This window comes from Aeromonas sp. sif2416, from assembly GCF_019218665.1.
Lineage (GTDB): Bacteria > Pseudomonadota > Gammaproteobacteria > Enterobacterales > Aeromonadaceae > Aeromonas > Aeromonas encheleia.
In genome coordinates this window covers 48070-69846 of the sequence record NZ_JAHUXC010000006.1, presented here as the reverse complement: position 1 = coordinate 69846, position 21777 = coordinate 48070, and the positions used below count along the sequence as shown (strand labels likewise).

Here is a 21777-nt window from a genome sequence, read left to right as displayed (position 1 = left end):
CGCCCATAAAAAACGGCCAACCGAGGTTGACCGTTTTATCGCCTAAGCGGGGCTTAGAACAGCAGATGCGCCACCCCGGCGATCACCGGCAGGGTGACCAGGGTGCGCAGCAGGAAGATGACGAACAACTCCCACAGCTTGACCGGGATCTTGCTGCCCAGCAGCAGGGCGCCCACTTCCGACATATAGATGAGCTGGGTGACCGACATGGCGGCGATCACGAAGCGGGTGATGTCGCTCTCTATGGTCGAGGCCAGCACCGCCGGGATAAACATGTCGGCAAAGCCGACCATGATGGTCTTGGAGGCCGCCTCGGCCTCCGGCAGTTGCAGCAGCTCCAGCAAGGGGACGAAGGGGGCCCCCAGCCAGTTGAAGACCGGGGTATGCTCGGCCAGCATCAGGGCACAGGTCCCGATCGCCATCACCACCGGCAGTACGCCAAACACCATGTCCAGCGCATTCTTCACCCCTTCCCGCGCCACGGCGCCGAGATCCGTCATGCTGTCGGCCTTGGTCAGCGCGCGCTGATAGCCATAGCTCAGCACGCTGTGCTGATGGGGAATCGCCTCCTGCTTGCGGCACAGAGGAGTGCCGTCGCTATAGACATCCTTCTTCCAGGAGAGCGGGGGCAGGCGCGGCACCACGACGGCGGCCACCACGCCGGCCAGGCAGACGGTCAGGTAGAAGGGCACGAACATGTGCTCCAGCTTCACCTGGGAGATCACCACCAGACAGAAGGTGATGGAGACCGCAGAGAAGGTGGTGCCGATGACGGCGGCTTCACGCTGGGTGTAGAACTTGCCTTCATACTGCTTGCTGGTCAGCAGGATGCCGACGCTGCCGTCCCCCAGCCAGGAGGCGAAGCAATCCACCGCCGAGCGCCCCGGCAGGCGGAACACCGGGCGCATGATGCGGGTCATCATGGTGCCGACAAACTCCAGCAGGCCGAAGTCCAACAGCAGCGGCAACAACAGGCCGGCGAAGATAAACACCGAGAACAGCACCGGCAGCAGATCGTGCAGCACCAGGCCACCGGTCGCCCCGGAGCGCAGCACCTCGGGACCGGCCTCGAAGAAGGTCAGCAGCACGAAGACGCCGCCCAGCACCCGCACGCAGGCCCAGAAGGGAGAGACGTTGAACAGGCTGTTGAGGAAGGGCCGCCTCACCAGGATCGCCGGCTTGAACAGCCAGGTGACCAGGGTCATCAGCATGGTGGTGGTAATGATGCCACTGACCATGGCCACCAGATGATCGGCGAACACCGTCTGCACCAACTTCGCCAGCACGGCGACGGGGATGGTGACATTGCCGTCATAGATGACGGGGGTCATAAACAGCAGGATCCCGATGAGTGACGGGACCAGGAACATCAGCACGTTGCGGCGGGTATGGATCGCCGGTGCCTGCAGGGTCTTTTCCAACATGATCTACAGCCTTAATGTTACTTTTCCTTCAGCCAGGCCGCCTGCATATTCATGCCCTCGCCCGGCAAACGGGCGCAAGAATAACCCAAAAAAATGCACAAACAAGCTTTAAATGGATTATTTCAAGCATAAGTATTTTATCAGGCAAACCGTCCATAAGAACAACCCGAAACAGACATGCATATCAATTCAATTCAATTGGTTAGCGTATTGTTTCATACAGGTTAAGTTCAGGTGCGCAGTATAATCAGTTGCGGTTGGCAGGCAATAAGTGGCATGAGAAATATATCTATAGAGTGATCCGGTCGATCCTCCCATAAAAAAACCGGCGCCTGTTGCCAGGCACCGGTTTCTCAGCGAAGCAGATGAAGATCAGTCGCGGACGTAGATGACTTCGACGCCGTCGTCGTCTTCATCGTCCAGATCGTCATCGTCTTCCAGGCCATCATCAAAGGCCATAGAGGCTGCCAGGGCGTCCGCCTCGGCCTGAGCCAGCTGGTTCTTGTGGTAGTCGTCCCACTTGAACTCGACCTTCTCGATGGCGGCCTTGGCGTCGGCTTCCAGCTGACGGGGCATGGTATCCAGCAGATCCAGGATGTCGTAGCACACCTTCTTGGTGCCTTCCTTGCTGATGGCGGTGATCTGGTAGACAGGACCTTCGTAGGCCAGCGCGGTCTTGACCCGCTCCATCACCTCAACCGCATCTTCTTCCAGGATCAGATCCATCTTGTTGAACACCAGCCAGCGCGGCTTGGCCGCGAGTTCCGGGCTGTATTTCTCCAGCTCGCGGACTATGGTGACGGCATTCTCGGCAGGATCCGAGTCATCGACCGGGCAGATATCCACCAGGTGGAGCAGCACACGGCAGCGTTCCAGGTGCTTCAGGAAGCGAATGCCCAGACCGGCACCCTCGGCGGCACCCTCGATCAGACCCGGAATATCGGCGATCACGAAGGAGCGGGAGTTCTCACCACGCACTACACCCAGGTTGGGTACCAGGGTGGTGAAGGGGTAATCGGCCACTTTTGGACGGGCGGCAGACACGGCGCGGATGAAGGTAGACTTGCCCGCGTTGGGCAGACCCAGCATACCGACGTCGGCCAGCAGCAGCAGCTCCAGCTTCAGGGTGCGCACTTCACCCGGTGTACCGCTGCTCTTCTGATAGGGCGTACGGTTGACCGAGCTCTTGAAACGGGTGTTGCCGAGACCGTGGAAACCGCCCTTGGCGACCAGCAGCTTCTGGCCGTGACTGGTCAGATCCCCCAGCAGTTCACCGGTATCTTCATCACTGGCACGGGTACCGACCGGTACCTTCAGGACCCTGTCCTTGCCGCGACGACCGGTACAGTTGGAACCTCGACCGTTCTCACCGCGCTCGGCGGCGTGGAAACGCTCGAAACGGTAGTCGATCAGGGTATTCAGGTTTTCGTCGGCAACCAGATAGACGTCACCGCCGTCACCACCGTCACCGCCATCCGGCCCACCGTTGGGAATGTACAATTCCCGACGAAAGCTCACACAACCGTTACCACCGTCACCGGCATCGACTCGAATCTGGACTTCATCAACAAACTTCATAGGTAACCGTCACCCTTAATTCGAAAAACCGATACGCAATTATAGTGGTACAGACCCCTGGGGGCGAGACGCATCTAGGCGATAAGGCCTGTCAACGCCGGCTCATCAGCGTGCCGTTTTTTCGTCAAACTCTTCAGAAAAACAAAAGCCCCGCCTGTTGGCGGGGCTTCGGATCCTTGCGGTCCGTAATTACTCAGCAACGATGCTAACGTACTTACGATTCAGCGGACCTTTAACTTCGAACAGGATCTTGCCAGTCGCTTTCGCGAACAGGGTGTGATCGGTGCCCAGACCAACGTTGGTGCCAGGGTGGAACTTGGTGCCACGCTGACGAACGATGATGCTGCCTGCCAGTACAGTTTCGCCACCGAAGCGCTTCACGCCGAGGCGTTTGGCTTCTGAGTCGCGACCGTTACGGGATGAACCGCCAGCTTTTTTATGTGCCATTTTTCAGATTCCTCTCGAATTAAGCGCTGATGCCAGTGATTTTGACTTCAGTGAACCACTGACGGTGGCCCGCTTGCTTGCGATGGTGCTTACGACGACGGAACTTGACGATAGTCACTTTCTCGCCACGGCCGTGAGCCACAACTTCAGCAATAACCTTGCCACCTTCAACGAAAGGAGCACCTACTTTAAAAGTGTCGCCTGCAGCAACCATCAGAACTTCGTTGAAGTCGATGGTAGCGCCAGTCTCAACGTTCAGCTTTTCCAGACGAACGATTTGACCTTCGGCCACACGGTGTTGTTTTCCGCCGCTTTGGAATACCGCGTACATTTGATTAACTCCGTAAAGGCGTGTCTTTTGCTCAAGGCCAGACACGCGCAAAAACCTATAACAATGGGCCGGCATTCTACGCAAATCGATTTGCTCAGGCAAGGCCAATTTCGCAAAAAGTTTATTTTGTGCGCATATCTGCCGCCGTGAATAAACGCTTAACTGTAACCCATTGTGAAATCGTGTAGAATCCCCGCCATTGCTAAAAACGCAGTAATTGCTGCCGTCACGTTACGAGACTTATGGACCAACAGACTATCCGTGCGCTCTGTGCCGCCGACATGACGGCGGTCAATGAACTGATCTTGGCGAGGCTTCAGTCCGATGTCAGCCTGATCAACCAGCTGGGTTTCTACATTGTCAGTGCAGGCGGGAAACGGATGCGCCCCATGCTGACGGTGATGGCCGCTCGCGCACTGGGGTACCAAGGTCTGGATCATCTCAAGCTCGCCGCCATCATCGAATTCATTCACACCTCTACCCTGCTGCACGACGACGTGGTCGATGAATCCGACCTGCGTCGCGGCCGGGAGACCGCCAATGCGCTGTTTGGCAATGCCGCCAGCGTGCTGGTCGGCGACTACCTCTACAGCCGCTCATTCCAGATGATGAGCGAGCTCTCCAACCTGAGGGTGATGGAGATCCTGTCGGATGCCACCAACACCATCGCCGAAGGGGAAGTGTTGCAGCTGATGAACTGCAACGATCCGGACACCACGGAACAGAGCTACATGACGGTCATCTACTGCAAGACCGCCAAGCTGTTCGAGGCGGCCACCCGTCTCGCCGCCGTGCTGACCCATCAGCCCGAGCCCGTCGAGCAGGCCATGACCGACTACGGCAAGTACCTGGGCACCGCCTTCCAGATCATCGACGATGTCATGGACTACTGCTCCCAGAGCGACGAGATGGGCAAGAACGTCGGCGACGACCTGGCCGAGGGCAAGCCGACCCTGCCGCTGCTGCGCGCCATGGCGGTGGGCTCGCCCGAGGAACGCCAGCTCATCCGCGATGCCATCGAGCACCGCAACGGCATGGACCATCTGGACCGGATCCTGGCCATCCTGGACAGCACCGGCGCCCTCGAATACTCCCGCCAGCGCGCCCGGGAAGAGGCCGACAAGGCCATAGCCGCGCTTGCCATCCTGCCGGATTCAGAGCACAAGCAGGCGCTGGCCACCCTGGCCCAGATGGCGGTGCAGCGCAGCGCCTGAGTCAGCATTCAACAGCGAATGAAAAAGAGGCCCATCGGCCTCTTTTTTATGCTCTGCGCTGCGGCACAGCTTCCGTTTCTACGGCTCAATGAGCCAGCGCCCAGAGGATCACGCCCCCCGCCACCACCAGGCAGCCACCGATGCGGCGCAACTGCTCCGGCGGCTGATCGCCGAGCAGGCGCAGCATCTGCTGCCAGGCTCTGGGCATCAGCAAGGGGCCCAGCCCTTCAAACAACAGCAGCAGCCCCAATCCCATCAGCATGGATGTCAGCATCCTCTCTCCTTGCACAAAAAAAGCCACCCGCTCGGCAGGTGGCTTGGCGCCATAATGCGAAAGGGCCTGAATGCTCAGGCCCTCTGGTCTTACTCTTTGGTGCCGTGAGGCGACTTGAGGTAGCGGAAGAACTCGCTGTCCGGCTTCAGGACCATCAGGTCGTTGCCACCGGCGAAGCTCTTGCGATAGGCCTCCATGCTACGCACGAAGCTGAAAAACTCGGGGTCTTTCTTGTAGCTGTCGGCATAGATCTTGGCGGCCTCGGCATCCCCTTCACCACGCAGCTGACGCGCGTTACGCTCGGCGTCTGCGATCATGACGGTCACCTTGCGGTCGATGTCGGCACGCAGGATCTCGGCCTGCTCGCGGCCCTGGGAGCGATGCTCACGGGCCACGGCGGTCCGCTCGGCACGCATCCGCTGATAGATGGAGCTGGAGACTTCCACCGGCAGGTTGATCTGCTTGATCCGCACATCCACCACCTTGATGCCGAGCTCGGAGGAGCGCGCCATCTTCATCAGGGCATCTTCCATCACGGTACTGCGCTCACCGGAGACGATGTCCTTGATGGTACGGTTACCGATCTCGGAACGCAGACCGTTGTTGATCTTGCGCTTGAGCAGGTCTTCGGCCTGGATCTTGTTGCCACCACCTGTTGCCAGATAGTACTTGGAGAAGTCCTCGATCTTCCACTTCACATAGGAGTCGATGATGAGGTCTTTCTTCTCCGAGGTGACGAAGCGATCCGCCTGACCTTCCAGAGTCTGGATGCGAGCATCCATCTTGCGAACCTGGTCAATCACCGGCACCTTGAAGTGCAAGCCCGGCTCGAAGAGGCGGGGCTCACCAGAGTCAACCCGCTTCACCTTGCCAAACTGCACGACTATCCCTTTCTGCCCTTCATCGACGATGAAGACGGAAGAGAAGCAGACCATGGCGGCCACAGCGATGACACCAATAGCTATTTTTTTCATCTATTAGTTTCTCCCTGTGCTGAAACGGTCACCGCCACGCAGCGGCGTCGGGGTGGAATTAGCCCCTTCGTTGGACGGCTGGGCCGGCTCCACCGCAGGTGTGCCCGCCGGACGTGCCGGTTGCACGGCATTCGCCTTGCCAGACAGCTTGTCGAGCGGCAGGTAGATCATGCTGTTGTTGCCAGCAGGCATGTCGACCAGCACCTTGTTGGCTTGCTGATAGAGCTCTTCCATGGTTTCCAGGTAGATACGCTCGCGAGTCAGCTCGGGGGCAGACTGATACTGGGGCAGCAGCTCGTTGAAGCGGGCGACCTCACCCTTGGCCTTCAGCACGATCTGGGACTTGTAGCCTTCGGCTTCCTGTTCCAGACGCTTGACCGAGCCGCGGGCCTTTGGCTCCACTTCACGGGCATAGGCTTCCGCTTCACGAATGAAGCGCTGCTCATCTTCCTGGGCGGAGATGGCGTCATCGAAGGCGTCCTTCACTTCTTCTGGCGGACGAGCCGGGAGGAAGTTGACGTCGACGATCTGCAGACCCATCTGGTAGGGCTCGATGATGCCATCGATCACCTGCCAGGTCTCCTGACGGACTTTTTCCCGACCCGTGGTCAGGACGTCATCCATCTTGGTGTGACCCACCACGTAGCGCAGGGCGCTGTCGGTGGCCTGGCTCAGACTCTCGTCGGCATTGGTGACGCTGAACAGATACTGCTCCGGATCGACCACGCGATACTGCACGTCCATCTCGACCCGGACCACGTTCTCGTCCTGGGTCAACATGAAGCCAGAGGCCGGCAGGGAGCGTACAGACTCGACGTCCACCGGGATCACCCGATCGATGAAGGTCGGCTTCCAACGCAGGCCGGGATCCACGTTATGGGAATACTCCCCAAAGCGCAGTACCACCCCGCGTTCGGCTTCACGGATGGTGTAGAAGCCGCTGACGACCCACACCACCACGGCCACAACCAGTGCGATGGAGAGGCCAAACTTGCCTACATCACCACCACCCGATTTGCCACCACCGAACAGGCCACCGAACCGACGGCTCACCTTACGCAGCATTTCATCCAGATCAGGGGGTCCCTGATTCTTGCCGTTATTCCCCCAAGGGTCACGGTCTTTGCCGTTGTTTCCAGGCTCATTCCAAGCCATCAGCGTCTCCATTAATACATGCGGATGGATATCATCTCTACCGGGCCATCGATCGTTGACGAAGCCGCTAAGCCTTCATCTTCATCGACCATCAATGCCTGATAAAGCGTTGTAAACTCTCACCTTCTTGTTTCATGAGGCGGTTCCAGTCGGCCACTTGCAAGCGCACCTCCAGGACAAAATCCCCCTCCTCACTGAAACCTTCCTGCTCGATGCCTTTCAGCCGATAGAGCGCACTGCGCAATCTCGCGGCCGAGGGCGGCAACTGCAGGGTGTGATGGACCATGGATCCGGCCAGCAATTCGGTCAGGGCCGCGAACAGGTATTCGCTCCCCTCACCGGTCTGGGCCGACAGCCAGACCCGCAGTGGACGACCCTCGTCATCCCGCTCCAGGCCGGCCGGACGATCGGCCAGCTTGTCTATCTTGTTACAGATCATCAGCTGGGGACGGTCGTCCGCCTCGATCTCGGCCAAGACTGTCTGCACCGAATCGACATTCTCCTGCATCTGCTCATCGGCACAGTCCACGACGTGCAGCAGCAGGTCCGCTTCGCGGGTCTCCTGCAGCGTCGCCTTGAAGGCCGCGACCAGATCATGGGGCAAGTGTCGAATAAATCCAACTGTATCCGCCAGGATCACATCACCCACATCCTGGATCACCAATTTACGCAGGGTGGGATCCAGAGTTGCGAACAATTGGTCGGCAGCATACACGCTGGCATCTGTAAGTTGGTTGAACAAAGTGGACTTTCCGGCGTTGGTATAGCCCACCAGAGAAACGGTTGGCACCTCGTTGCGGTTGCGGGCACGACGGCCCTGCTCCCGCTGCTTCGCCACCTTGTCGAGCCGACGCAGGATCGCCTTGATGCGTTCCCGCAACAGGCGTCGGTCGGTTTCAAGCTGAGTTTCACCCGGGCCGCGCAGACCGATCCCGCCCTTCTGACGCTCGAGGTGGGTCCAGCCTCGCACCAGGCGAGTAGAAAGATGACGTAATTGGGCCAGTTCGACCTGCAACTTGCCTTCGTGGGTACGGGCGCGCTGGGCGAAGATATCCAGGATCAGGCCGGTTCTGTCCACCACCCGGCACAGGAACAGACGCTCCAGGTTGCGCTCCTGGGCAGGGGTCAGGGCATGGTTGAAGATGACCACGTCGGCACCCAGCATCTGTACCTGGGACGCGATCTCTTCAGCCTTGCCGCTACCGACAAAAAATTTGGCACTGGGAGCGCTGCGGCTGGTAGTCACCACCCCCAGCGCATTCACCCCGGCCGAGCTCACCAGCATCTTGAGCTCTTCCAGATCCTCCCGCTCACCCTCATCGCTGAAGTTGACATGTACCAGAACGGCCTGTTCACCAGCTTCGTAACGGTCAAACAAGCGCTTGCTCCTTAACGGGTCTCATGATGAATCTGAGTTGGCGAGTCGGCTCGCCGCGGGATATCACGCCTCGGCTTCACCCTGTTCTTCACCGGCGGCGCCCGGGGCGGGCTGGTGATGGTTGACGGCGCGGGCCGGCACCACTGTGGAAATGGCGTGCTTGTAAACCATCTGGCTCACGGTGTTTTTCAGCAAAATGACAAACTGGTCAAACGATTCGATCTGACCCTGCAGTTTGATGCCGTTGACCAAATAAATAGAAACAGGAATCCGCTCACGGCGCAGCGCATTCAAAAACGGGTCTTGGAGAGATTGCCCCTTAGCCATCTTTCTTTTCCTTATAGTTTGTTGTTTTTAAACACCGGATATCAATATAACAACCTGATTATACAGGGAGTGTCAAGCCGCACCAGCACAGGCTAAGACCCTTGCCAGATTGCCAGACTCACCAGATTCCAACCAGGTCAGGTTGGGCCAACCGCGCAACCAGGTCATCTGACGCTTGGCCAATTGGCGGGTGGCAACAATGCCACGATAACGCATCTCATCATATCCCACTTCCCCTGCCAGGTAGTCCCACATTTGGCGGTAGCCAACGCAGCGAATTGCAGGCAGGTCGGGGGTGAGATCCCCCCGCTCAAACAGGCCGCGCACCTCTTGCTCGAAGCCGTTTTGCAGCATCAGATCGAAGCGTTGCTCGATACGTTGATGCAGCACGGCGCGATCGGAGGGCGCGATGGCAAACTGGTGCACCCGGTAGGGTAATCCTTCCCCCTGCACCTGGGTCAACTCGGTTAGCGTCTTGCCGCTGATGCGATAGACCTCCAGGGCCCGGCTCAGCCGCTGCGGGTCATTGGGGTGGATACGCGCCCCGGCGACCGGGTCGATGCGCACCAGCTCATCGTGCAGGGCTTGCCACCCGAGGCGGGCCGCCTCTTCTTCCAGCACGGCGCGGATGGCCGGGTCGGCAGGCGGCAGTGGTGAGAGCCCCTCCAGCAGCGCCTTGAAGTAGAGCATGGTGCCCCCCACCAGCAGCGGGATGCGGCCACGCCTGGCGATCTCGTCCATCTCGCGCAGGGCGTCGCGGCAGAAATCCGCCGCCGAATAACTCATGGCCGGATCCAGGATGTCGATCAGCCGATGGGGTGCCTGGGCCAGCTCGGCGGCACTGGGCTTGGCGGTGCCGATATCCATGCCGCGATAGATGAGCGCGGAGTCCACGCTGATGATGTCGCAGGGCAGCGCCTGACACAGGGCGATGGCGAGATCCGTCTTGCCGGAGGCCGTCGGCCCCATCAGAAAAATTGCGTTCGGCAAGTCAGCCACGTTTAGGTTCCTCTAGCACGTCTGCCCACAACAACAGGCACAGGGTGCGATAACTAGCCATTGTGTGAAGGCGTTGGCCCGTGGCGAATCAGCCGCCATGGGCAAACTCTTCCAACACGGTCGCCAACGACAGGGGGCGTACCATGCGAATGTCTGCCAGTTGGTCACTGAAATCGGTCACAAGTTCCGTCAGTAAACGACTGGCCGTTGAAAAATCATATATTTTTTCAGAGCTTATGCCCTGCTCCACCAGCCATTGGCATATTACTTCGGCCAGCTGGTTGCCATCACTGTCAGATCCGCTCTCGATTAACTGCAGCAATTCGGGTAAGAGCCTAACCAGATCGGTCTGGCGCAACAGCGCCGGCACCCGAGTCAGGATCATGGTGTCGCGCCCACCGCTTTTCAACTCCAGCCCGATGCGTTTGAGCAAACGTTCCTGCTCCTCCACCAGCGCAATCAGGTTTTTCGGCAACTTGAAGGAGACCGGCAGCAGCAAGGGTTGCGCCGCCAGCCCCTGGCCCCAGGCCTCCAGCAGCCAGTGGCGCAGCAGCACCCGCTCGGCCCGTACCAGGGAGAGCAGCGCCAGCTGGCCGTTGCGTTCCAGCAGCAGGTAGGCCTGCTCCACCAGGGTCAGGGCGCGGCAACCCTGCGGCGACGGGCTGGTCGTGGCACCGGCGGTCGGCGTCGCCACAGCCGCGTCACCCGCCATCGGCAGGGTGGTGAGCAGGGCGCCCATGCCGCGCATCGCCTCGCGGCCGGGGGGGGCGGGCGGCTGATAGCTGCCGGCGTGAGCCACGCCCCCTTCCCGCACCTCCCGCGTCGGGGCCGGGGCCCGATAGCTGTGCTCGGCGCCGTACCACTCAGGGCGGGGCGCCTGGCCAGGGTATTCTATCTGCGGGCTGGCTGGCAGCTCGACCTGACTCTCGGCCAGCGCCTCGGCGGCCGGGGCCTCGCGGCGCAGGGCGGTGAACAGAGCCTGGAAGATGAAGTCGTGCACCAGGCGGGCCTGGTGGAAGCGCACCTCGTGCTTGGCCGGGTGGACGTTCACATCCACCTGGTGCGGATCAAGCTCTATGTAGAGCACATAGGCGGCGAAGCGGTCGGCCGGCAGCAGCTCGTCATAGGCCTGGCGGATAGCGTGATTGATCAGCTTGTCGCGCATCATGCGGCCATTGACGTAGGTGTATTGCAGATCGTTCTGCGGCCGGGCCCCCGCCGGCAGCGCCAGCCAGCCCCGCAGGCGCACGTCGCTGTGCTCGCTCTCCACCGCCAGGGCGTGGTGCATGAAGGGGGTGCCACAGACGGCGGCGAGGCGGCGCTCCTGCTCCGCCACCGTGTTGGCGGACTTGTACTGGCGCACCACCTTGCCGTTGTGGCGCAGGATCAGGGTGCAGTCGAAGCGGGAGAGCGCGATGCGCCGGATCAGCTCGTCGATGTGGGCGAACTCGGTCTTCTCGCTGCGCATGAACTTGCGCCTGGCCGGGGTGTTGAAGAAGAGATCCACCACCTCCACCGTCGTGCCCACCGGGTGGGCCGCCGGCTTTATGGTGACGCTCATCTCGCGCCCCTGCGCCTCGGCCTGCCAGGCTTCGGTCTGCTCCTGGGTGCGGGAAGTCAGGGTGAGGCGGGAGACTGAGCTGATGGAGGCGAGCGCCTCCCCCCGAAAACCGAGGCTGTTGATCCCCTCGAGATCATCCAGGGTTGCCACCTTGGAGGTGGCGTGGCGGGAGAGCGCCAGCACCAGCTCGTCCTTGGGCACACCGCTGCCGTTGTCACGGATGCGGATGAGCTTGGCGCCGCCCTTGTCGATGTCGACCTCGATCCGGTCGGCGCCCGCATCCAGGCTGTTCTCCACCAGCTCCTTCACCACGGAGGAGGGCCGTTCCACCACCTCACCGGCGGCAATCTGGTTGGCCAGGATCGGCGGCAAAATACGGATCGGCATCGTTTACTCCTGACGTTTCATCTTGCGGGATCCAGACGCCTTCACAACGAAGGCTGGCCGTTCCACCACCTCGCCGGTGGCAATCTGCTTGGCCAGAATGGGGGCCAAAATAGGGATCGCCATCGCTGGCTCCCGATTCTTATCCTTGGGGGATATAGATCACCTGCCCAATCTGGATGTCCCGCGACTTGAGTTTGTTGATCTCGACCAGCTTCGCCTGGCTCACTCCGTGCTTCTCGGCGAGACGGGAGAGGCTCTGGCCACGGGTGACCACGTGGCGGATCATCTTGGACTTGTCGTTGCTCTGCGCGCTGGTGACCGGCACGCTCGGCTCCTTGGACGCCACCGAATAGGGCTTGATCACCCCGGCGCCGGATCCGCCGCTGACGCTGCTGACCGGGGCGCCGCCGTCATTGCTGCGGCTCGGCACCGTCGCCGGCATGCGGTTGGTCACCTGCTGCTGGGGCGCGGCCGCAACCACCGCCATTTTCGCCGCCGGCTGACTGCTCCTGGCCACTTGCTGGCCCTTGCCGGTCATCATTGGGCCCTTGGTCGGGTGGCTGCGATAGTAGTTGCGGATCCCCTCGAAGATGGCGCGCGCCAGCTGATCCTGATAACTGGCGGTGGCCAGCAGCTTCTCTTCCCCATGGTTGGAGATGAAGCCGGTCTCCACCAGCACCGAGGGGATATCCGGCGCCTTGAGCACCGCCAGGCTGGCGTGCTCCGGCGCCTTCTTGTGCAGCCGGGCGACCTTGCCCATGGAGCGCAGGATCTGGCGGCTGACGTCATAACCCTCGGCCCTGGACTTGTCCATGGAGAGATCGAGGAAGGTCTGCGCCAGATAGGGGTTGGGGTCAGATTCGGCCAATACCTTGCCTACCCCGCCCAGCAGTTCGCCCTGTTTCTCCTGCTTCTCCAGCCAGCTGCCCATCTCGCGGTTGGCGCGGTTGGTCGACAGCACCCAGACCGAGGCGCCGCGCGGCGTGGAGTTGTGGAAGCTGTCCGCATGCACCGACACCAGCAGATCGGCCTTGGCCTTGCGGGCGATCTCGGAGCGCTTGTTCAGGTCGACAAAGTAGTCACCACGGCGGGTCATCACGGCGCGCATGCCCGGCTCGCGATCGATCAGCGCCGCCAGCTTCTGCGACACCGCCAGGGTCACCCGTTTCTCGTAGGTGCGGCGCGGACCTATGGAGCCCGGATCTTCCCCGCCATGGCCCGGATCGATGGCGATGACGATGGCCTTGCCATGTCCGCCGACCGGCGCGGCCTGGGCCGTGGTGGCCCCCTTCTCTTCATAGGGCAGGTCGATCACCAGCCGGTGACCGTAGGGACCCGCCGGTGCCAGCGGGAACACCACCGGCTTGATGGTGGAGCTGAGATCCAGCACCAGACGCAGGCTGCCCTTCTCGAGGGGCGTGCTCTCGCGGATCTTGCGCACCAGCTCGCTCTTGTTCCCGATGCGAGTCAGATTGGCGGCGTTGCTCGCCCCTTTCAGGTCGATCACCAGCCGGCTCGGGCCACTCAGGGTGAAGTAGTTGAAATTGGGGGCGCTGCTCATGTCGAGCACCACCCGGGTGTTATCCGGCGACGGCCAGACCCGCACACTCTTGAGCTGATTCGCCCAGGAGGGTAAGGCCATCAAGGAGAGGACAATAACAAGGATCAAGCGCACTGAGATGACAACCGTTCCAGAATGGCTTCGCCGATAGCAGTGCGGGCCGCTATCAGGGCCTCGCGCTGCTCGTGTACATACGTCAGGGTAATCTCCAGATCCGGGGACGGCAGCCAGCCCTCCCCTTTCTCCGGCCACTCGACCAGGCAGAGGGTATCGGCGCCGAAATAGTCCCGAATCCCCATGAACTCCAGCTCTTCCGGATCGGCAAGGCGATAGAGGTCGAAGTGATAGACCTGCCAGCGGTCCAGCTCATAGGGTTCGACCAGGGTATAGGTTGGACTCTTAACCTTGCCTTGATGGCCGAGCCCCTGCACCCAACCGCGGGTCAGGGTAGTCTTGCCGGCCCCCAGGGTGCCGTGCAGAAATACCGTGGTCGCCTGCTGGCACGCCTGTGCCAGGCGGCCACCCAGTGCCACTGTTGCTGCCTCATCCGGCAGTGTCATCATCAACGTTTTTGCCATGTTCTTCTTGTTACTTGTTACTGTGTCGGATTGACCAGACGGCGGATCCAGGGCAGCAGATCCGATGCCAGCATGCCCCTCTCCCCCTCGGCGGCAGCCAGATCGGCCGCCTCGCCGTGGATCACGGCCCCCAGCCGGGTTGCCATGCTGGCAGACCAGCCCTGTGCCAGGAGGGCGGCGATTATACCAGATAACAGGTCACCCATGCCGCCACTGGCCATGCCGGGGTTGCCTTCATCGCAGAGGCTGATGCGCTGGCCGTCGCAGATGAGCGAGCCCGCCCCCTTGAGCAGCACGACGCCGCCGTATCGCCGCTGCAGCCGCGCGACGGCGGCGAAGCGATCCGTCTCGATCTCGGCTATGGTGCAGCCCAGCAGACGGGCCGCCTCCCCGGGGTGGGGCGTGAGCACCCAATTATCCTGATGACGGGGCCCCTGCGCCAGCCAATTCAATCCATCGGCGTCCAATACCAATGCCCCGTCGGCCCTGACCAGCCGCTCGTACTGGGCGCGTCCCCACTCGTCCTGACCGAGCCCGGGCCCCACCACCTTCACCTCGGCCCAGTCCTCGTCGATGCCGGCTTGCCCGCTCATCAGCTCGGGCTGCACCTGGCTGACGGCGCCATGGCTCGGGTGCTGGCACAGCCGCACCAGACCGGCCCCCGCCCGCAGGCAGGCCAGCCCCGCCAGCAGTATGGCCCCCTGCATGCCCAGGTTGCCCCCCACCAGCAGGACCCTGCCGTTGCGGCCCTTGTGCGCCGAGCGTGGGCGCGGGGTCAGCAGGGACTTGAGGGCGGGGTAATCGATCCGCTCGGCGGCGGGGACAAGGTCGGCGTCCGGCGTCACCCCGAGGCTGTCGCAGTCGAGCTGGCCGACGCCGTCCACCCCGTCGGCGGTCAGCATGCCCTGCTTGATGCCGATGAAGCTGAGGGTGCGAGTGGCGCGCACCAGGGCGCCCATGGCGCGACCGGTGTCGGCGTTGAGCCCGGAGGGCAGGTCCACCGCCAGTACGGGGGCATTCAAGCCATTGATTGTTGCGACGATCTTTGTCATGGAAGGGGAGAGGGGGATATGGACACCGGTGCCGAGCAGTGCATCTATCACCAGATCCGGTGGCGTCAGCGACGAGAGTTCGAGCTCGTCGACCAGCTGCACGCTGCCCCCAGCGCCTAGCCACTCATCGGCGGCCCGTCTGGCATCTCCGGTCAGCAGGCCGGGGGCCCGCGCGGCGATCACCAGGGGATCGAGGCCGATCCGTCTGGCGAGGCGCGCCAGCACATAGCCGTCGCCGCCATTGTTGCCGGGGCCGACGAAGATCCACCAGTTGCCGCACTGGGGCCAGTGGTGGCTGGCGTAGCAGAGCAGGGCCGCGCCGGCCCGCGTCATCAGCTCATAGGTGTCGCACCCTTCGCGCCGGGCCCAGCGCTGCTCCAGCGTGCGGATCTGTTCGGCCCGCCACAGCGGCTGTGCTAAACTGGTGCCTTCTTTCCCGCTGATAGCATCCTCGATAACCTGTACCATGACGGCTCCCGACCTTCATCCTCTAGTGGCCCGGCTCCCCGCCCGGCGTATGACCCGGCATGACGATGCCCGGCCCTTGCCACATTATCGCCCATGGATGCAGACCCTCCGCCTGCAGGCAGATGAGGCAGCATGACGGCCACCGAACTTCAGCAACTGGCCCAAGATATCAAGCTCTGGGCACGCGAGCTAGGATTTGACCAGGTCGGCATCACCGACACGGATCTCGCCGTCGAGGAGCCCAGATTGCAGGCCTGGCTGGACGCCGGCTATCACGGCAGCATGGACTACATGGCCCGCCACGGCATGATGCGGGCCAGGCCCCATGAGCTGCTGCCTGGCACCCTGCGGGTGCTGTCGGTGCGGATGAACTATCTCCCCTTCGAGGCGGGCTTTGCCGCCACCCTGCGCGATCCCACCCTGGGCTACATCAGCCGCTATGCGCTCGGCCGCGACTATCACAAGGTGCTGCGCAACCGGCTCAAGCAGCTGGGGGAGCGCATCGAGCAGCGCTGCGAGACGCTAGGCTGGCGTCCCTTCGTCGACTCGGCCCCGGTGCTGGAGCGCCCGCTGGCGGCCAAGGCGGGGCTCGGCTGGGTGGGCAAGCATTCGCTGCTGCTCAACGAAGCGGCCGGCTCCTTCTTCTTCCTCGGGGAGTTGCTGGTCGATCTGCCACTGCCGATGGACGCCCCGGTGGAGAAAGAACAGTGCGGCAAGTGCGTGGCCTGCATCAACATCTGCCCCACCGGCGCCATCGTCGCGCCCTATGTGGTGGATGGCAGGCGCTGCATCTCCTACCTCACCATTGAGAGCGACGAGCCCATTCCGCTGGAGCTGCGCCCCCTGCTGGGCAATCGCATCTATGGCTGCGACGACTGCCAGCTGATCTGCCCCTGGAATCGCTATGCTGATGTGAGCCCGGAGCCCGACTTCAACCCTCGCCCCAATCTGCACCGCCCGCCCCTGCTCGACCTCTGGCAGTGGTCGGAGGCCGAGTTCTTGAAGCACACCGAGGGCAGCCCCATCCGCCGCATCGGTTATCAACGCTGGCGCCGCAACTTGGCGGTGGCGCTCGGCAACGGCCCGGCCACCGCAACGGTGAGCGACGCCCTGCAAGGGGCGCTCGGCGCGGCCGAGACCATGGTGGCCGAACATATCGAGTGGGCGCTGGCGACCCTGGCCCAACGCCAGCAGGATGACAGCAAAAAGACTCGCTTGTTGATCCGCTGCATCGAAAAAGGTCTGCCGGATCACGCCTAAGTGATCTGCCCCTTGCCGGATGCGGGTCATTTTTTCATGCTCTGCCGACGTTTGACCCTCGGCACACTAAAAAGGAACACTCTGATGCAGATGTTGGGAGTAGATATAGGGGGATCCGGGATCAAGGGCTGCCTGGTCGATACCAAGACGGGCATGCTCATCGGTGAACGTTACCGCCTGGCCACCCCGCAACCGGCTACCCCGGCCGCCATCGCCCACACCCTCAAGGCGCTGGTCGAGCACTTCGAATGGAAGGGGCCCGTGGGTTGCGGCTTCCCCGCCATCATTCACAACGGCATCGCCAAGAGTGCCGCCAACATCGACAAGAGCTGGGTCGAGACAGATGCCGCCCACCTGTTTGCGGATGTGACCGGTCTGCCCTGCCACGTGCTCAACGATGCCGATGCGGCGGGCCTTGCCGAGATGCGCTTCGGCACCGGCCGGGATCGCAAGGGGGTCATCATCCTCATCACCGTCGGCACCGGCATCGGCACCGCCGTGTTCGTCAACGGCCAGCTGCTGCCGAACACCGAGCTGGGTCACCTGATGCTGGAGGGCATGGTCGCCGAGCACTACTGCTCGGACGCCGCCCGCAAGCGGGAAGATCTCTCCTGGAGCCGCTGGGGCAAGCGTTTCAACAAGTATCTGGCCAGACTGGAGTTCCTGTTCTCCCCCGACCTCTTCATCCTGGGGGGCGGCAGCGCCGCCAAGCTCGACAAGTTCATCGACAGGATCGAGACCCGGGCCCCGCTGGTCGCCGCGGCCAGTCTCAATCAGGCCGGCATCATAGGGGCGGCACTCCATGCCGTGGAGCAAGGGGGCTGAGTCTACTTCCCCTTATAGTGATCCACTTCCTATAGATGACAGAGGCCCGGCACATGCCGGGCCTCTGTCATTGGGCGGCGGGCGATCAGCGGGGCGCAACCCCAAACCGGCCTGCTCAACCCTTCTCTCTGCTCCCGAGCCAGGATGCCGATGGCTCGCCACGCCTCCCCAAGGCCCCGCCCCTGCTGGCGTGACTGGTTATTTATTGTTCTTCATCAAGGGGATGGCTCAAAAAAGAGCAGGGGACAAGGTGCCAGTATCTATGCGACCTTAAGCACGGGTGATGAAGACGGGGAGAGAGTCGGCTCTGGCGCTGGCTAACAAAACAGGCATTTAACCTGCATTAACCAGCTTATATTCGGCATTTTAAAAAAAAACGAAATCCGATATCGCCACCTGCGAAATCACCACTTTCCATAGTCATCCGGCAGGAATCCTTAGCATTTTTTTAGACGTCTAGACGTAGAAACATGCGTTGACACAGCCATCCGGACATCTTAGCATCATCCTCCATGATGGCAGAGCAACCCAGTGAAACCTCTGCCCAATTCACCCGCCTGTAGCGCCCTGTGCTTTAAGGCTGTTAGCACGGAAGAATCCATGATTAAGTTGATCGGTCTCAACAAAGTCTACGGTAAAGGCAGTGACGCCGTGCACGCCCTGCGTGACGTGAGCCTGCATGTGCCACAAGGCAAGATTTTCGGGGTGATCGGCGCCTCCGGTGCCGGCAAGAGCACCCTTATTCGTTGCGTCAACCTGCTGGAGCGCCCCACCCAGGGCCAGGTCTTTGTCGATGGCCAGGATCTGGCGGCCCTGCCCGAGCGGGATCTGACCCAGGCCCGTCGTCAGATCGGCATGATTTTCCAGCACTTCAACCTGCTCGCCTCCCGCACCGTGTTCGCCAACATCGCCTTCCCGCTGGAGCTGGCGGGCTGGAGCAAGGCGCAGATCCAGGCGAGGGTCGAGGAGCTGCTCGCCCTGGTCGGGCTGGAGGCCCGCGCCCACGCCTATCCATCCGAGCTGTCCGGTGGTCAGAAGCAGCGCGTCGCCATCGCCCGCGCCCTGGCGCCGGCCCCCAAGGTGCTGCTCTGTGACGAGGCCACCTCGGCGCTCGATCCCCAGACCACCCGCTCCATCCTGAGCCTGCTCAAGGAGATCAACCTCAAGCTGGGGCTCACCATCTTGCTCATCACCCACGAGATGGACGTGGTGAAGGGGATCTGCGACGAGGTGGCCATCATCAGCGACGGCAGCCTGATCGAGCAGGGCGAGGTGGCCTGGTTCTTCAGCAATGCCAAGACCCAGCTGGCCCGTGACTTCATCCACTCCACCATCCATCTGGAGGTACCGCAGGAGTATCAGGACAGGATGAGCCCCGAGCGGGTGGCCAACAGCTATCCGCTGGTCAAGCTCGGCTTCACCGGCAGCACGGTCGATTCGCCGTTGATCTCCGAGGTGAGCCGCCGTTTCAACATCGATATCAGCATCCTGAGTGCCGACATCGAGTACGCCGGCGGGGTCAAGTTCGGCTTCCTGCTGGCCGAGCTGTTCGGGGACGAGGCCCAGTGCGAGGCCACCCAGCAGTTCTTCATCGACAACCACATTCAGCTGGAGGTTATGGGCTATGTCCGAAGCAATGATTAATCTGCTGTTCACGGCCCTCGGCGACACCCTGATCATGGTGTTTGCCTCCGCCCTGTTTGGCTGCCTGCTCGGGCTGCCGCTCGGCGTGGCACTGCACGTGACCAAGGCCGGCCAGATCCTGGCCAACCCGCTGCTGAACAAGACGCTCGGCATCATAGTCAACGTCGGCCGCTCTGTGCCCTTCATCATACTGCTGGTCGCCATCATTCCGCTGACCCGGCTGATCGTCGGCACCAGCATCGGCACCATAGCCGCCATAGTGCCGCTGACCGTCGGTTGCATCCCCTTCATCGCCCGTCTGGTGGAAGGGGCGCTGATGGAGGTGCCGGACGGCCTGCTCGAGGCCGCCAAGGCCATGGGTGCCAAACCCTTGCAAATCATCGCCAAGGTGCTGCTGCCAGAGGCCCTGCCCGGGATCCTCAACAGCATCATCATCACGCTCGTCACGCTCGTGAACTACTCCGCCATGGCCGGTGCCATCGGTGGTGGTGGTCTGGGGGATGTGGGTATTCGCTACGGTTACCAGCGCTTCGATCCAACCGTCATGCTGGTCACCGTGGTCATTCTGGTAGTGCTGGTTCAACTCATCCAGAGCGCAGGTGAGCGCCTGGTCAAACAATGTGATCATCGTTAATAGTCGATTTCTGACAGGAGGTTTTTATGAAATTGGGCATTAAATCCGCTGCGGCAGCGCTGCTGGCAACTCTGGTACTGGTCGGCTGCGGCCAGAAAGAAGAGAACAAGACCCTGAAGGTCGGCGCCATCGCCGGCCCCGAGACCGAGCTGGTCGAGACCGCGGCCAAGGTGGCCAAGGAGAAATTCGGTCTGAACGTCGAGATCGTCACCTTCTCCGACTACGTCACCCCCAACGTGGCCCTGAACGATGGCAGCGTCGACGTCAACGCCTTCCAGCACAAGCCCTATCTGGATGCGCAGATCCGTGATCGCGGCTTCAAACTGGTACCGGTTGGCAACACCTTCGTCTACCCGATCGCCGGTTACTCCAAGAAGATCAAGGCCCTGAGCGAGCTCAAGGACGGTGCCCAGATCGCGGTGCCGAACGATCCGACCAACCTGGGTCGCTCCCTGATCCTGCTGGAGAAGCAGGGCCTGCTGAAGCTGAAGGAAGGCGCCGGTCTGGAAGCGACGGTGCTGGACATCGCCAGCAACCCTCGCAACTTCAAGATCGTCGAGCTGGAAGCCGCTCAGCTGCCCCGCTCCCTGGAAGATGTTGATCTCTCCATCATCAACAACACCTTCGCCGGTCAGATTGGCCTGACCCCGACCGAGAACGGCTTGTTTGTCGAAGACAAGGAGTCCCCCTACGTCAACCTGATCGTCGCTCGTGAAAACAACAAGGACGAAGAGAAGGTCAAGCAGTTCGTCCAGTCCTTCCAGACCGACGAGGTCTACAAGAAAGGGACCGAACTGTTCAAGGGCGGTCTGGTGAAAGGTTGGTAATCACTCACTCTGCAAAAAAGGCCGCGCCAAGCGTGGCCTTTTTTTTTACCCCCGTTATCATGGGCGTCAGCACGGTAACAAACACAAAACAGAACAATGAAAAAATGGTATCTGGCCTACTGCAAGCCTAAGGAAGAAGCCCGCGCCCGCGCCCATCTGGCAGCCCAGGGTGTCGAATCCTATTACCCCATGGTGGAAATCGAGAAGCTGCGCCGCGGCAAGCGGGTACCGGTGCGTGAGCCCATGTTTCCCAACTACCTGTTCATCCACGTGGATCTCGACGAGGTCTCGCCCATCACCCTGAAGTCGACCCGGGGCATCAGCCGCATCGTTCATTTCGGCAAGGAGTGGACGGATGTCAGCAGCCAGCTGATCTATCGGCTGATGAGCCGTGACGACAGCGATGAGGCCAGGGCCAGCTATGCGCGCCTGCCGAGTCAGGGAGACAAGGTGCTTATCGAATCTGGCCCCCTTGCCGGGTTCGAGGCTATCTATCTGGAGCCGGATGGCGAGAAGCGGGCGATCCTGCTGGTCAGCCTGCTCAACCAGGAAACCAGCAGCAGCTTCGACAACCAGGCCTTCCGACGTCTGGACTGACACTCCCCAGACGTCTGCGGCGAGAAGCGCCCCCATTCCGCTGGCCAACCTGCTCAATCAGGAAACCAGCAGCAGCTTCGACAACCAGGCCTTCCGGCGTCTGGACTGACACTCACCGGGCGTCTGCGGCGAGAAGCGCCCCCATTCCTGCTGGTCAGCCTGCTCAATCAGGAGACCAGCAGCAGCTTCGACAGCCAGGCCTTCCGGCGTCTGGATTGACCCTCACCAGCTGTCCACGGCGAGAAGCGCTCCTATTCCTGCTGGTCAGCCTGCTCAATCAGG

Annotated in this window: 21 protein-coding genes and 1 pseudogene; 8 read left to right on the top strand and 14 right to left on the bottom strand. The window is 61.6% G+C overall.

Going from position 1 to position 21777, the window contains the following annotated elements; all coding sequences use genetic code 11:
- Positions 1–53 precede the first annotated feature (53 nt).
- The 4 genes from KW821_RS13025 to rplU all read right to left on the bottom strand — a co-directional run bounded on the left by KW821_RS13025 (position 54) and on the right by rplU (position 3780).
- Positions 54–1424, bottom strand: a complete 1371-nt coding sequence (locus KW821_RS13025) for a YjiH family protein (RefSeq protein WP_218291742.1) — start codon at positions 1422–1424, stop codon at positions 54–56.
- Positions 1425–1796: 372 nt separating this feature from the next.
- Positions 1797–3002, bottom strand: a complete 1206-nt coding sequence (cgtA, locus tag KW821_RS13020; RefSeq protein ID WP_218291741.1) for an Obg family GTPase CgtA — start codon at positions 3000–3002, stop codon at positions 1797–1799.
- Between the two features lie 189 nt (positions 3003–3191).
- A complete protein-coding gene (rpmA, locus tag KW821_RS13015) occupies positions 3192–3449 on the bottom strand; it encodes a 50S ribosomal protein L27 (RefSeq protein WP_042654244.1) in 258 nt (85 codons plus the stop codon).
- A 19-nt stretch (positions 3450–3468) separates the two neighbouring features.
- On the bottom strand, positions 3469–3780 hold the full coding sequence (rplU, locus tag KW821_RS13010; RefSeq protein ID WP_033130528.1) for a 50S ribosomal protein L21: 312 nt from the start codon (positions 3778–3780) through the stop codon (positions 3469–3471).
- Between the two features lie 242 nt (positions 3781–4022).
- On the opposite strand from rplU, the gene ispB reads away from it, so the two are divergent.
- Entirely contained in the window at positions 4023–4994 is a 972-nt protein-coding gene (gene ispB / locus KW821_RS13005; RefSeq protein ID WP_218291740.1) for an octaprenyl diphosphate synthase, read from the top strand.
- Between the two features lie 85 nt (positions 4995–5079).
- Here ispB and KW821_RS13000 read toward each other — a convergent pair whose 3' ends face one another.
- From KW821_RS13000 to KW821_RS12955, 10 genes are all read right to left on the bottom strand, one after another.
- Positions 5080–5268, bottom strand: coding sequence for a DUF2065 family protein (locus KW821_RS13000; protein WP_042654246.1), 189 nt, complete (start codon positions 5266–5268; stop codon positions 5080–5082).
- Between the two features lie 89 nt (positions 5269–5357).
- A complete protein-coding gene (gene hflC, locus KW821_RS12995; RefSeq protein ID WP_042654247.1) occupies positions 5358–6242 on the bottom strand; it encodes a protease modulator HflC in 885 nt (294 codons plus the stop codon).
- A 3-nt stretch (positions 6243–6245) separates the two neighbouring features.
- A complete protein-coding gene (gene hflK / locus KW821_RS12990) occupies positions 6246–7397 on the bottom strand; it encodes an FtsH protease activity modulator HflK (protein ID WP_042654328.1) in 1152 nt (383 codons plus the stop codon).
- Positions 7398–7488: 91 nt separating this feature from the next.
- A complete protein-coding gene (gene hflX / locus KW821_RS12985) occupies positions 7489–8775 on the bottom strand; it encodes a ribosome rescue GTPase HflX (RefSeq protein WP_218291739.1) in 1287 nt (428 codons plus the stop codon).
- Positions 8776–8838: 63 nt separating this feature from the next.
- Complete coding sequence (gene hfq / locus KW821_RS12980; protein WP_033128769.1) at positions 8839–9102, bottom strand: RNA chaperone Hfq; 264 nt, start codon at positions 9100–9102, stop codon at positions 8839–8841.
- A gap of 72 nt (positions 9103–9174) precedes the next feature.
- Positions 9175–10071: a tRNA (adenosine(37)-N6)-dimethylallyltransferase MiaA gene (gene miaA / locus KW821_RS12975; RefSeq protein WP_218291855.1), complete on the bottom strand. Its 897-nt coding sequence runs from the start codon at positions 10069–10071 to the stop codon at positions 9175–9177.
- Between the two features lie 118 nt (positions 10072–10189).
- The gene (gene mutL / locus KW821_RS12970; protein WP_218291738.1) at positions 10190–12049 is read right to left on the bottom strand and encodes a DNA mismatch repair endonuclease MutL; all 1860 of its coding nucleotides are present in this window, start codon (positions 12047–12049) and stop codon (positions 10190–10192) included.
- A gap of 139 nt (positions 12050–12188) precedes the next feature.
- A complete protein-coding gene (locus tag KW821_RS12965; protein WP_256353479.1) occupies positions 12189–13691 on the bottom strand; it encodes an N-acetylmuramoyl-L-alanine amidase in 1503 nt (500 codons plus the stop codon).
- Between the two features lie 23 nt (positions 13692–13714).
- Complete coding sequence (gene tsaE, locus KW821_RS12960) at positions 13715–14188, bottom strand: tRNA (adenosine(37)-N6)-threonylcarbamoyltransferase complex ATPase subunit type 1 TsaE (RefSeq protein ID WP_218291736.1); 474 nt, start codon at positions 14186–14188, stop codon at positions 13715–13717.
- Positions 14189–14205: 17 nt separating this feature from the next.
- Positions 14206–15708 (bottom strand): NAD(P)H-hydrate dehydratase, encoded by a 1503-nt coding sequence (locus KW821_RS12955; RefSeq protein ID WP_218291735.1) that lies wholly within the window; start codon positions 15706–15708, stop codon positions 14206–14208.
- Positions 15709–15840: 132 nt separating this feature from the next.
- Between KW821_RS12955 and queG the strand changes: the two genes are divergently transcribed.
- From queG to KW821_RS21730, 7 genes and pseudogenes are all read left to right on the top strand, one after another.
- Complete coding sequence (queG, locus tag KW821_RS12950; protein WP_218291734.1) at positions 15841–16968, top strand: tRNA epoxyqueuosine(34) reductase QueG; 1128 nt, start codon at positions 15841–15843, stop codon at positions 16966–16968.
- Positions 16969–17052: 84 nt separating this feature from the next.
- Entirely contained in the window at positions 17053–17793 is a 741-nt protein-coding gene (gene ppgK / locus KW821_RS12945) for a polyphosphate--glucose phosphotransferase (RefSeq protein ID WP_218291733.1), read from the top strand.
- Positions 17794–18393: 600 nt separating this feature from the next.
- On the top strand, positions 18394–19437 hold the full coding sequence (gene metN / locus KW821_RS12940) for a methionine ABC transporter ATP-binding protein MetN (protein ID WP_042654256.1): 1044 nt from the start codon (positions 18394–18396) through the stop codon (positions 19435–19437).
- Positions 19418–20071 carry a methionine ABC transporter permease gene (locus KW821_RS12935; RefSeq protein ID WP_218291732.1) on the top strand — a complete coding sequence of 218 codons (654 nt, stop codon included), beginning with the start codon at positions 19418–19420 and terminating at the stop codon, positions 20069–20071. The genes metN and KW821_RS12935 overlap by 20 nt, the downstream gene beginning before the upstream one ends.
- A 26-nt stretch (positions 20072–20097) precedes the next feature.
- Complete coding sequence (gene metQ, locus KW821_RS12930; protein ID WP_218291731.1) at positions 20098–20898, top strand: methionine ABC transporter substrate-binding lipoprotein MetQ; 801 nt, start codon at positions 20098–20100, stop codon at positions 20896–20898.
- A gap of 96 nt (positions 20899–20994) precedes the next feature.
- On the top strand, positions 20995–21495 hold the full coding sequence (rfaH, locus tag KW821_RS12925; RefSeq protein ID WP_218291730.1) for a transcription/translation regulatory transformer protein RfaH: 501 nt from the start codon (positions 20995–20997) through the stop codon (positions 21493–21495).
- Positions 21496–21642: 147 nt separating this feature from the next.
- Positions 21643–21714, top strand: a pseudogene (locus KW821_RS21730) (transcription/translation regulatory transformer protein RfaH); the annotation flags it as partial.
- Positions 21715–21777 lie beyond the last annotated feature (63 nt).

Coding starts and splice junctions, on each gene's coding strand:
- KW821_RS12935 (WP_218291732.1), top strand. CDS start 19,418: ATGTCCGAAGCAATGATTAATCTGCTGTTCACGGCCCTCGGCGACACC.
- cgtA (WP_218291741.1), bottom strand. CDS start 3,002: ATGAAGTTTGTTGATGAAGTCCAGATTCGAGTCGATGCCGGTGACGGT.
- KW821_RS13000 (WP_042654246.1), bottom strand. CDS start 5,268: ATGCTGACATCCATGCTGATGGGATTGGGGCTGCTGCTGTTGTTTGAA.
- ppgK (WP_218291733.1), top strand. CDS start 17,053: ATGCAGATGTTGGGAGTAGATATAGGGGGATCCGGGATCAAGGGCTGC.
- metQ (WP_218291731.1), top strand. CDS start 20,098: ATGAAATTGGGCATTAAATCCGCTGCGGCAGCGCTGCTGGCAACTCTG.
- KW821_RS13025 (WP_218291742.1), bottom strand. CDS start 1,424: ATGTTGGAAAAGACCCTGCAGGCACCGGCGATCCATACCCGCCGCAAC.
- rfaH (WP_218291730.1), top strand. CDS start 20,995: ATGAAAAAATGGTATCTGGCCTACTGCAAGCCTAAGGAAGAAGCCCGC.
- KW821_RS12955 (WP_218291735.1), bottom strand. CDS start 15,708: ATGGTACAGGTTATCGAGGATGCTATCAGCGGGAAAGAAGGCACCAGT.
- hfq (WP_033128769.1), bottom strand. CDS start 9,102: ATGGCTAAGGGGCAATCTCTCCAAGACCCGTTTTTGAATGCGCTGCGC.
- metN (WP_042654256.1), top strand. CDS start 18,394: ATGATTAAGTTGATCGGTCTCAACAAAGTCTACGGTAAAGGCAGTGAC.
- KW821_RS12965 (WP_256353479.1), bottom strand. CDS start 13,691: ATGGCCTTACCCTCCTGGGCGAATCAGCTCAAGAGTGTGCGGGTCTGG.
- ispB (WP_218291740.1), top strand. CDS start 4,023: ATGGACCAACAGACTATCCGTGCGCTCTGTGCCGCCGACATGACGGCG.
- tsaE (WP_218291736.1), bottom strand. CDS start 14,188: ATGGCAAAAACGTTGATGATGACACTGCCGGATGAGGCAGCAACAGTG.
- hflK (WP_042654328.1), bottom strand. CDS start 7,397: ATGGCTTGGAATGAGCCTGGAAACAACGGCAAAGACCGTGACCCTTGG.
- queG (WP_218291734.1), top strand. CDS start 15,841: ATGACGGCCACCGAACTTCAGCAACTGGCCCAAGATATCAAGCTCTGG.
- mutL (WP_218291738.1), bottom strand. CDS start 12,049: ATGCCGATCCGTATTTTGCCGCCGATCCTGGCCAACCAGATTGCCGCC.
- hflC (WP_042654247.1), bottom strand. CDS start 6,242: ATGAAAAAAATAGCTATTGGTGTCATCGCTGTGGCCGCCATGGTCTGC.
- rpmA (WP_042654244.1), bottom strand. CDS start 3,449: ATGGCACATAAAAAAGCTGGCGGTTCATCCCGTAACGGTCGCGACTCA.
- rplU (WP_033130528.1), bottom strand. CDS start 3,780: ATGTACGCGGTATTCCAAAGCGGCGGAAAACAACACCGTGTGGCCGAA.
- miaA (WP_218291855.1), bottom strand. CDS start 10,071: ATGGGGCCGACGGCCTCCGGCAAGACGGATCTCGCCATCGCCCTGTGT.